This is a genomic window from Pseudomonas sp. PGPPP1 (assembly GCF_002255865.1).
Classification (GTDB): domain Bacteria; phylum Pseudomonadota; class Gammaproteobacteria; order Pseudomonadales; family Pseudomonadaceae; genus Aquipseudomonas; species Aquipseudomonas cremoris.
This window is the reverse complement of the sequence record NZ_NKIG01000048.1, coordinates 20,351-27,481: the sequence shown is the minus strand read 5'-3', so window position 1 is coordinate 27,481 and position 7,131 is coordinate 20,351. Positions and strand designations below refer to the sequence as shown.

The window sequence follows — 7,131 nt, the reverse complement described above, 5'->3', positions numbered from 1 at the left end:
ACCTGTACCCCTGATCCGTCGGCGCACTGCATTCGTCACAGCGACTGCATCAGTGCATGGGTCATGATCGTCTAAGCAGAAACCTTGCCAGCTCCGTAAAAATCACTGAAATCAGTCCTTTGCCCACCTATGCCCACCTGCGGGGCTTTTTCGCGATGACAATGCGCACAAAAACGGTGCGCGCACGCCAGGCACTTTGCGCGAAAAGCGTGCGCCCAAGGCCGTGAAAAAGACTATAGACGCCGCGTGATACACTGCCGGCCAACAGTTTTCCGGACTATTTCCCATGCTCGCGCCCAAAGACCTCCTCGACGCCCTGAGCGGCCACGCCTCTCGCCTGTTCAGCGGCGACACCCCGCTGCCCCGCAACGAAATCGAAAGCCAGTTCAAAGCGTTGCTGCAAAGTGGCTTCAGCAAACTCGACCTGGTGAGCCGGGAAGAGTTTGATAGCCAGATGGTGGTGTTGGCGCGCACGCGTGCGCGGCTTGAGAGCCTGGAAGCGAAAGTCGCCGAGCTGGAAGCCAAGCTCACCCCGCCCGCTGAATAAACGCGGGCAATGTGGGAGCTGGCTTGCCTGCGATAGCGGTTTGACTGACAAGACGCCATCGCAGGCAAGCCAGCTCCCACAATAGCTCTGCGGCGGTCCTTGGATACGTTCTGTAAAACCTCTCTGCCTCGCTTTTCCCCGCCTCGCCTACCCTTGAAAAACCCGCAGGAAGCGGCCTCTTTTTCAAGGAACACGCATGTCCCTCGCTATTGTCCACAGCCGCGCCCAGGTCGGCGTCGAAGCCCCTGCCGTCACCGTCGAGGTGCACATGGCCAATGGTCTGCCGTCCCTGACCTTGGTGGGTTTGCCGGAAACGGCGGTCAAGGAAAGCAAGGACCGCGTACGCAGCGCCATTCTCAACTCCGCGCTGCAATACCCCGCCCGCCGTATCACCCTAAACCTCGCACCTGCCGACCTGCCCAAGGACGGCGGGCGGTTTGACCTGGCGATTGCGCTGGGGATTTTGGCGGCCAGCGTGCAGGTGCCAGCGTTGATGCTCGACGATGTGGAATGCCTGGGTGAACTGGCGCTGTCGGGGGAAGTCCGGGCGGTGAAAGGTGTGTTGCCAGCCGCGCTGGCGGCGCGCAAGGCCGGGCGCACCGTGATAGTGCCCCGTGCCAATGCCGAAGAAGCGTGCCTGGCGTCGGGCTTGAAAGTCATTGCGGTGGACCACCTGCTACAGGTGGTCGCGCACCTGAACGGACATCAGCCGATAGAGCCTTACAAGTCCGATGGTTTGCTGTATCTAAACAAGCCTTATCCGGACTTGAGTGAAGTACAGGGCCAGCTAGCCGCCAAGCGCGCACTGCTGATTGCGGCGGCAGGCGCACACAACCTGCTATTCAGCGGGCCGCCGGGAACCGGCAAGACCCTACTCGCCAGCCGCTTGCCGGGCTTGCTGCCACCGCTGAGCGAGCAGGAGGCGTTGGAAGTGGCGGCGATTCAGTCCGTAGTCAGCCTCGCGCCGCTGAGCCACTGGCCCCATCGACCCTTTCGCCAGCCCCACCACTCAGCATCAGGGCCCGCATTGGTGGGCGGCGGATCAAAACCCCAACCGGGGGAAATTACCCTGGCCCATCACGGCGTGCTGTTTCTGGATGAGTTGCCGGAGTTTGATCGCAAGGTGTTGGAGGTGCTTCGAGAGCCGTTGGAGTCAGGCCATATCGTGATTTCCCGCGCACGCGACCGGGTGAGTTTCCCGGCACGCTTTCAACTGGTGGCGGCGATGAACCCATGCCCTTGCGGCTACTTGGGTGAGCCCAGCGGGCGCTGTCGCTGTACGCCGGAGCAGATCCAGCGCTACCGCAACAAGCTTTCCGGGCCGCTACTGGACCGCATCGACCTGCACCTGACCGTTGCACGGGAGAGCACTGCGCTGAACCCAACACCGCAGGCCGGTGACGATACGGCGAGTGCATCAAAACTCGTGGCCGACGCCCGTGAACGCCAGCTACGGCGCCAAGGCTGCGCCAATGCATTCCTGGACCTACCCGGGCTGCGCAAGCACTGCCAGCTGTCGAAGATCGATGAAGGCTGGCTGGAGGCCGCCTGTGAACGGCTGACGCTGTCGCTGCGGGCGGCTCACAGACTGTTGAAAGTGGCGCGCACCTTGGCAGACTTGGAGCAAGCTGCCGCCATCGCTCGCCACCATCTGCAAGAGGCCCTGCAATACCGCCCGGCGGCGATTACTTAAGCCTGGCCAGCAAAAGATCGCATGCCCGTAGTGAGCGGGCTTGCCCCGCGCCGGGCTGCGCAGCGGCCCCAATAGGGTCGCCGCGGCGTTTCAGGAAAACCGAGTAGTCTGGGTTTAGGGCCGCTTCGCAGCCCAGCGCGGGACAAGCCCGCTCACTACAGCGCTATCGCGCTTCGTTGCTATAAAAACTCGATCCGAGGCGCGTCAGCGGAAGCGGTCTACCTCCTGACGCAAGCCCGCCGCCAACGTTTCCAACTCTTTGGCCGTAATCGCCAAATTCGACACCACTTCACGCTGCTCACTGTTGGCCAACGCAATACTCTGCAAGTTGCTGCTCAGCAAGGTCGCGGTGCTGCTCTGCTCGTGGGTGGCGGTGGTGATGGCGGCGAATTGCTGCCCTGCCGAACGACTTTGTTCGTCAATGCGCGCCAGGGCCGAAGCCACGTCTGCGTTGCGCGACAGCCCCTCCTGCATCAGCACATTGCCGTGTTCCATCGTGGTAATGGCGTTACCGGTTTCCTGCTGGATGCTCTGGATCATTCCGGAGATTTCGTCGGTGGCTTGGCGAGTGCGCGACGCCAGGTTGCGCACTTCGTCAGCAACCACTGCAAACCCGCGGCCTTGCTCACCGGCACGCGCTGCCTCGATCGCGGCGTTCAGCGCAAGCAAATTGGTCTGCTCGGCGATGGAAGTAATCACACCGACGATCCCGCCGATTTCCTGGGAGCGCTGGCCCAACGTGTTGATCACCGTGGCGGTGCTATTGAGCGCCGTGGCGATGTGCTCCAGGGACGACGACGCCTCTTGCATCGACGTGCGGCCGATACGGGTTTGCTGGGCGTTTTCCTGTGCCAAGCGTTCGGTGTTGCCCATGTTGTCGGCGATATTCAACGAGGTGGCGCTGAACTCCTCCACCGCGCCGGCCATGCTGGTGATTTCACCGGATTGCTGCTCCATGCCTTCATACGCACCACCGGACAACCCGGACAACGCCTTTGCCCGGCTGTTGACCTCTTCGGCCGCCTTGCGAATATGCGAGACCATGGTCGACAGCGCCTCACCCATCTGGTTGAAGCTGCGCGCCAACTGGCCGATTTCATCATGGCTGGAAACATTCAGACGTACGCTCAGGTCGCCCGCGCCCAACGCCTCGGCCTGACGCACCAGGTCGCTCAAGGGCTGCAATTTGCTGCGCAGCAGCCAGACCGCGGCACCCACCGCGAACAACATCGCCAGTACGCTACCGATCACCAGGCGGATGCCCACCGCCCACGTCACTTCGCGGATCTCCGACTTCGGCATGCTCGCTACGACCGACCACGGGCCCCCTTCGAACGGCACCGAGACACTGTAGAAATCTTCGTTCTTGTCACTCCAGAAGCGCCCCTTGCCCGGCGTTTTTGCCAGGTCGAGCATCAGTGGGATCGCCGGGTCCAACGCCTGCACGCCCGCCGGCGGCACCAGCCAATGCTTTTGCTCATCCAGCAACGCCAAGGAGCCGGTCTTGCCGATACGGAACCGCTTGAGGTTGTCGAACTGGGCGTTCTGCGCATCGGTATAGTCGAAGCCGACAAACAGCACCGCAATGACCTTGCCAGCAGCATCGCGCACCGGTGTGTATTGGGTCATGTAAGAGCGTTCGAACAGCACCGCGCGGCCAACGTAGCCTTGCCCGCCCAGCAAACGTTGATAGGCCGGGTGCTGGTGATCCAGCGCAGTGCCGATCGCGCGGCTGCCGTCCTGCTTGGTCAGCGAAGTGCTGACGCGAATAAAGTCCTCGCCATTGCGCACAAACACAGTGGCTACGCCGCCCGAGTTGTCCTTGAACTCATCGACCTCATCGAAATCGTTGTTCAACACATCGCTGCCCAAATACAGGCTTGGGGTCTGCACGCCTGCCACCGTCACCGGCTGGTCCGCACGCACACTCAAACCGGCGCCAAAGCGCTTTTCAAACAACCCGCTCAAACGCTGGGTGCTCTCGCGCAAGGTGCTGTGGAAGGTATTGAGTTGGTCGGCGAGCAAGCGCGCCTCGCTGGCCAGGTGTTCCTCTCGGGTATCGAGGTTGGCGGAGTCGAGGGAACGCAAGGCAAACACGGTACTGCCGCTGATAACGACAGCCAGAATCACGGCTAACGCGAGGCCTAGCTGGGAGGCGATCCGAGCGCGAGGTTGAGACATGACAGCTCCTGGCCGAGGCCAGGATCATCCTGATCTCATAGCGCTACTCGGCAAATTATCTAGTGGGAAGCGTTGGTGCACGATGGTTCCAACACACCTACTTCGGCGCGCGCGATCAATACTTGAGCGAATCACAGGGTTATCGCGCAAACGATTGCACGAACGGTCACAGGCACTCAGTCGAGGCGCTCGACCGCAGGCAGCTCCATCGCCTTGACTTCACCTTGAAGAAAGTCCGCCAACCGGCGCAATCGCTCGCCGCCGGGGCGGGTTTTCGGCCACACCAGGTAATAGTTTTCCCCACTGGCAACAGCGGTCGGCCAAGGCAGGCTCAGCCGTCCCTGGGCAACGTCTTCGGCCACCATCAGCAAATCCCCCATGGACACGCCATAACCCCGCGCAGCGGCGATCATGCCCAATTCCAGGGTATCGAACACTTGCCCGCCCTTGAGCGATATCTGCGATGACAGGCCCATGCGCTCCAGCCAGTTGCGCCAATCGCGGCGATCCGGCGTGGGGTGCAGCAACTCGGCGGTTGCCAGGCGCTCGGCATCCCAGGGGCCGTCTTCCAACAGGTTCGGCGCGCCCACGGGGATCAATAATTCGGGGAACAGGTAGCAGGCCTCCCAGTCCGCCGGAAAATGCCCGTAGCTCAGCAGCACTGCGCAGTCGAACGGCTCCTGGTTGAAGTCGACTTCGTCCACGCTCATCCAGGCGCTAGTGAGTTGCACCTCATTGCCCGGCTGCACTGCCCGAAATCGGCTGAGCCGCGCCAGCAACCAGCGCATGGTCAGTGTGGACGGCGCCTTCATGCGCAGGATGTCATCTTCGGCGTTCAGGGTATGGCAGGCGCGCTCCAGCGCGGCGAACCCCTCACGCACGCCGGGCAACAGCAGGCGAGCGGCCTCGGTGAGTTGCAGAGTACGCCCGCTGCGCTGGAACAGACGGCAGGCGAAATGCTCCTCCAGCGTACGGATATGCCGGCTTACCGCGCTTTGGGTAATCGACAGTTCTTCTGCTGCACGGGTGAATGAGTTGTGCCGAGAAGCCGCCTCAAATGCGCGAAGGGCATAAAGCGGAGGAAGACGACGAGACATCTGAAAATTCCTACAGAGCAATACCGCACCCTATCAGATTCACATACATGAGTTTTAGTCATGCTGACGATCGCTTTTATCCCTTTGTGCGAAGCGCTGGGAGCGCCGAGAATCAACCCTTCCACAACCCTCTGACTATTTGAGCGTGATGATCATGCAGCATCCGGCACGTACCGAACTCTGGGCCATTCTACGGCTGTCGGGGCCGTTGATTGCCTCACAGTTGGCGCACATGCTGATGGTGCTGACCGACACCCTGATGATGGCGCGCCTGAGCCCTGAAGCCCTGGCCGGTGGCGGCCTGGGCGCGGCCAGTTATTCGTTCGTGTCGATCTTCTGCATCGGCGTGATCGCTGCCGTGGGCACCCTGGTGGCGATCCGTCATGGCGCAGGCGACATTGAGGGCGCCACCCGTCTGACCCAGGCGGGGCTGTGGCTCGCCTGGCTGATGGCCCTGGCCGCCGGCTTGCTGCTGTGGAACCTCAAGCCGCTGCTGTTGATGTTTGGCCAGACCGAAACCAACGTGCATTCGGCGGGACAATTCCTGACGATCCTGCCGTTCGCCCTGCCCGGTTATTTGAGTTTCATGGCCCTTCGCGGGTTCACCAGCGCCATCGGCAAGGCGACACCAGTGATGGTGATCAGCCTGTGTGGCACCGTGCTCAACTACCTGCTCAACCACGCCTTGATCGAATGCATGTTTGGCCTCCCTAAACTCGGCCTGATGGGTATCGGCCTGGTCACGGCCATCGTCGCCAACGGCATGGCGTTGGCGCTGATGTGGTACATCCGCAGCAATCGCGCGTACGCCGCCTACCCGCTGGGCAACGGCCTGCTGCGCCTGAACACCCAGTACCTGCGTGAATTGTGGCGCCTGGGCCTGCCGATTGGCGGCACCTACGCCGTGGAAGTCGGGTTGTTTGCCTTTGCGGCGCTGTGCATGGGCACCATGGGCAGCACGCAACTGGCATCGCATCAGATCGCCCTGCAAATCGTTTCGGTAGCGTTCATGGTGCCGGCGGGGATGTCCTACGCGGTGACCATGCGCATCGGCCAGCATTACGGCGCGGGGCAATTGCTGCAGGCGCGCATGGCTGGTCGGGTTGGTATCGGCTTTGGTGCGGCGGTGATGTTGGGATTTGCCGCGGTGCTGTGGCTTTATTCCGACCCGCTAATAGGGCTGCTCATCGACCACAACAACCCGGCTTTCCACGATGTGATTGTCTTGGCCGTCAGCCTGCTCGCCGTCGCCGCTTGGTTCGAGCTGTTCGACGGCGTGCAGACCATCGCCATGGGCTGCATTCGCGGGCTCAAGGACGCCAAGACGACCTTCCTGATCGGTGCGGGTTGCTACTGGCTGATCGGCGCGCCGTCCGCCTGGCTGATGGCGTTCACGCTGGGTTGGGGCCCAACCGGTGTGTGGTGGGGCTTGGCGCTGGGCCTGGCGTGTGCGGCGGTGAGCCTGACTTGGGCGTTTGAAGCGAAGATGAAGCGGATGATTAGGCGGGAGCCTGAGGTTCGCGCTGAATTCCAAGCGATGCAGCCGGACTAGGAAATGTGCGCGGTCCGTGTGGGAGCAGGCACACCAGCTCCCACACTGACCGGGTTTACAA

Annotated in this window: 5 protein-coding genes; 3 read left to right on the top strand and 2 right to left on the bottom strand. The window is 62.0% G+C overall.

The window, feature by feature from the left end; all coding sequences use genetic code 11:
- The first annotated feature begins 286 nt into the window (after positions 1-286).
- Together CFE47_RS29910 and CFE47_RS29905 are read left to right on the top strand one after the other, a co-directional pair.
- A complete protein-coding gene (locus CFE47_RS29910) occupies positions 287-547 on the top strand; it encodes an accessory factor UbiK family protein (protein WP_038843546.1) in 261 nt (86 codons plus the stop codon).
- A 196-nt stretch (positions 548-743) separates the two neighbouring features.
- Positions 744-2,240, top strand: coding sequence for a YifB family Mg chelatase-like AAA ATPase (locus CFE47_RS29905; RefSeq protein ID WP_286842608.1), 1,497 nt, complete (start codon positions 744-746; stop codon positions 2,238-2,240).
- 204 nt (positions 2,241-2,444) lie between these two features.
- On the opposite strand, the gene CFE47_RS29900 is transcribed toward CFE47_RS29905, so the two are convergent.
- Both CFE47_RS29900 and CFE47_RS29895 read right to left on the bottom strand, forming a co-directional pair.
- The gene (locus CFE47_RS29900) at positions 2,445-4,421 is read right to left on the bottom strand and encodes a methyl-accepting chemotaxis protein (RefSeq protein WP_286842606.1); all 1,977 of its coding nucleotides are present in this window, start codon (positions 4,419-4,421) and stop codon (positions 2,445-2,447) included.
- A 176-nt stretch (positions 4,422-4,597) separates the two neighbouring features.
- The gene (locus tag CFE47_RS29895; protein WP_286842603.1) at positions 4,598-5,518 is read right to left on the bottom strand and encodes a LysR substrate-binding domain-containing protein; all 921 of its coding nucleotides are present in this window, start codon (positions 5,516-5,518) and stop codon (positions 4,598-4,600) included.
- Between the two features lie 148 nt (positions 5,519-5,666).
- Here CFE47_RS29895 and CFE47_RS29890 point away from each other — a divergent pair, with 148 nt between their 5' ends.
- Entirely contained in the window at positions 5,667-7,070 is a 1,404-nt protein-coding gene (locus CFE47_RS29890) for a NorM family multidrug efflux MATE transporter (RefSeq protein ID WP_286842601.1), read from the top strand.
- Positions 7,071-7,131: the final 61 nt, after the last annotated feature.